Source organism: Rhodococcus sp. DMU2021, assembly GCF_019641445.1.
Classification (GTDB): Bacteria; Actinomycetota; Actinomycetes; order Mycobacteriales; family Mycobacteriaceae; genus Rhodococcus; species Rhodococcus pyridinivorans.
The window spans coordinates 1-2,472 of record NZ_JAIFKB010000067.1; the positions used below are offsets into that span (position 1 = coordinate 1).

The window sequence follows — 2,472 nt, forward strand, 5'->3', positions numbered from 1 at the left end:
CGCCGCCGACGCCAAGCCAGGCTCGGCAGATTGACCCCTGTCGAATACGAGACCATCATGACCACACCAGCCACTCAGGCTGCGTGACCGAACCTGTCACCTGATCGTGCAGCAGTCCCGTTCGCGTCCGGTAATCGCTGCTCACGCAGCTGTAGATCGCGGTGGTGGATGCGTGCTCATGACCCATTTGGTGCTGGACGAACATCGCGTCCCAGCCGTCCTCGAGCAGGTGGGTTGCGTATGACCGTCGAAAGGAGTGGAGGTCGAGCCCTGGCGACAGGTCCAGATCGTCGCAGTATCGGCGGAAACGTCGGATCAGCGTAGTTTCAGAGACCAGATTGCCGCGTTCACTGGGGAAGAGATCTATGCCGTCGTCCATGTGGCCATGACCGTTTTCGAGCCAGTCGGTGATGACGTCGGGGGTCCAGTCGAAGACAGTAAGTACGCCACGACGCTTTGGAGGGGACCCTTTCTTGGCCTTGCCGTATCGCACGTTGACGACCCCGAACTTGCCGAACTCCTTGGCGTGAGGGTTTCGCGCGAAGTCGACGGTTCGGAGGTGTGCGAGCTCGTTGAAGCGAAGGCCGTAGGAGTAGGCGAGCTTGAACATTACGGAATCGCGATAGGCCGGCAGCCACCCCTTGCGGCCCGATGCGGCGATCGCCGAGACCTGGTCGTCGGCATGGTCGAAGAAGTCTTGAATCTCGCGCTTGGTGAAGGCTCGCTTATCTGGCCTGGACTCGTTCTCTTGGACGTGCTGGGCCGTGTTCCAGTCGAAGAAGACCTGCGTTGGATGGGTGCCGAATAGCTCCTCGCAGACGCGGTCCCAGCCGTAGTCGGGGTTGCTGATGTATGAGCAGAACTGCCGCAGGCCCACCTGATAGGCGCGGATGGAGGACTGGGAGAGACTGTGGATCGATCTGAGATCGCCGAAAAACTCGTCGACCATTGCAACTGTCCAGGACCACGGGTGCTCATTCGAGTGCTCGATGAACCGTTCGACCTGCTTGATGCGGGCATCGATGGTCTCGAACCGAAGGTTGCGGCTGAGCTGCTGGTTGCGCCATCCCTGCAGCATCTCTGCGATGGTCTGTTCCTCGGGGTGCAGCGGCCGGACAGCACTGACGAGATAGGCGCGTCCAACATCGTCAACCGCCATCGGCACCTCCAGGCCGTGTCTCATCTGATGCATCAATGATTCATCTGATGCATCATCAAGTCAAGACCCCAGGTCAACGAATCGCGGACTGGTTGGTTGCCACGTCACAGGCTTAGGCTCTCGGGGCGTTCGCGAAACCTTCGATGCTCCGAATGTCGCTGTGTAGCAGTTGGGTTGGCACTTGCTGAGGCACGGTTGGAGGAGTGCCCGAGTTGATGCATCTGATGCAATATGCAGGGCTCGGGTTGACATAAGATATATTATCGGCTAAAAGTGTGGCTGTTGACAGGCCAGTCAAACGGCTACACTGGACGGCATGACGACAGTGCCACTGGGTGAAGCCAAGGACAAGCTTTCCGCGCTGGTCGACAGCGCCGAGAGCACGCACGACATCATCACGATCACCAAGCACGGCAAACCTGCTGCGGTGCTGATGTCGGCCGACGACCTCGAATCGCTGCACGAGACGATCTACTGGCTCTCACGTGCCGGTGTCCGCGACGACGTCGCTACCGCCGACGCCGAGTACGCCGCGGGCCACACCGTCTCCATCGACGACCTGCGCGCCAAACACGGCATGCCGCCGAAATGAGCGACGCTCCGACAGACTCGCCGGCCCCGTACCGGGTCGAGGTCGCATCCCCAGCTCGCCGCGACCTTCAACGCCTTCCGCCCCGGATCGTCCACGCCGTCATCGAATTCGTCTCCGGACCTCTCGCTAGCAACCCGCACCGGCTCAGCAAGCCGCTGCGCGACGACCTCGCCGGCCTCCACAGCGCCCGCCGCGGCGACTACCGCGTCCTGCTCCGCATCGACGACCCCAACCACACCATCGTTGTCGTCAGAATCGACCACCGTGCACACGCCTATCGCACCTAACTGACTGTGGCACTGCATACCTGGACGAAGGAGAGAATGTCGTGAACGACCCCGGGAACACCCTCGACCACGCTATCGACCAGCTCTACGACCCCATCATCGCTCTGCAACGCCAGGCGCTCGACATCGAGCGCGACTACCGTGACCTCGCCCAACGCGACGATCTAGCCGTCGACACTCTCGGCGCACCCACCACACCCGCCGAAGCCATCGCCAGCATCACCGAAGCCCTCGCATCCCTTCGCGACACACTCCGCGCCGCCGAAGAACACCAAGCCGCCGCCAAACGGCACGCAGCACGCCTCTACATCGACCGCTAGCCTCAAACTTTCGTCTGGCTAGGCTGACCTGCGGATAAGTCGTAGGTGGCTGCGTTGTCGGATGAAGGCATGAGGGATCGCCGGCGCTGCGTTCGCCGGTTCTCCATGATTGCT

General features: G+C 61.5%; 4 protein-coding genes. 3 read left to right on the forward strand and 1 reads right to left on the reverse strand.

Annotated features, from left to right (window positions below; all coding sequences use genetic code 11):
• Positions 1–55 precede the first annotated feature (55 nt).
• Positions 56–1,159, reverse strand: coding sequence for a site-specific integrase (locus K3M35_RS25575; protein ID WP_259444483.1), 1,104 nt, complete (start codon positions 1,157–1,159; stop codon positions 56–58).
• 316 nt (positions 1,160–1,475) lie between these two features.
• Between K3M35_RS25575 and K3M35_RS25580 the strand changes: the two genes are divergently transcribed.
• The 3 genes from K3M35_RS25580 to K3M35_RS25590 are packed head-to-tail and all read left to right on the forward strand — an operon-like array spanning position 1,476 to position 2,358.
• Complete coding sequence (locus K3M35_RS25580; protein ID WP_220667260.1) at positions 1,476–1,751, forward strand: type II toxin-antitoxin system Phd/YefM family antitoxin; 276 nt, start codon at positions 1,476–1,478, stop codon at positions 1,749–1,751.
• A complete protein-coding gene (locus K3M35_RS25585) occupies positions 1,748–2,038 on the forward strand; it encodes a type II toxin-antitoxin system RelE/ParE family toxin (RefSeq protein WP_220667261.1) in 291 nt (96 codons plus the stop codon). The genes K3M35_RS25580 and K3M35_RS25585 overlap by 4 nt, the downstream gene beginning before the upstream one ends.
• Before the next feature lie 41 nt (positions 2,039–2,079).
• Positions 2,080–2,358 (forward strand): hypothetical protein, encoded by a 279-nt coding sequence (locus K3M35_RS25590; protein ID WP_220667262.1) that lies wholly within the window; start codon positions 2,080–2,082, stop codon positions 2,356–2,358.
• Positions 2,359–2,472 lie beyond the last annotated feature (114 nt).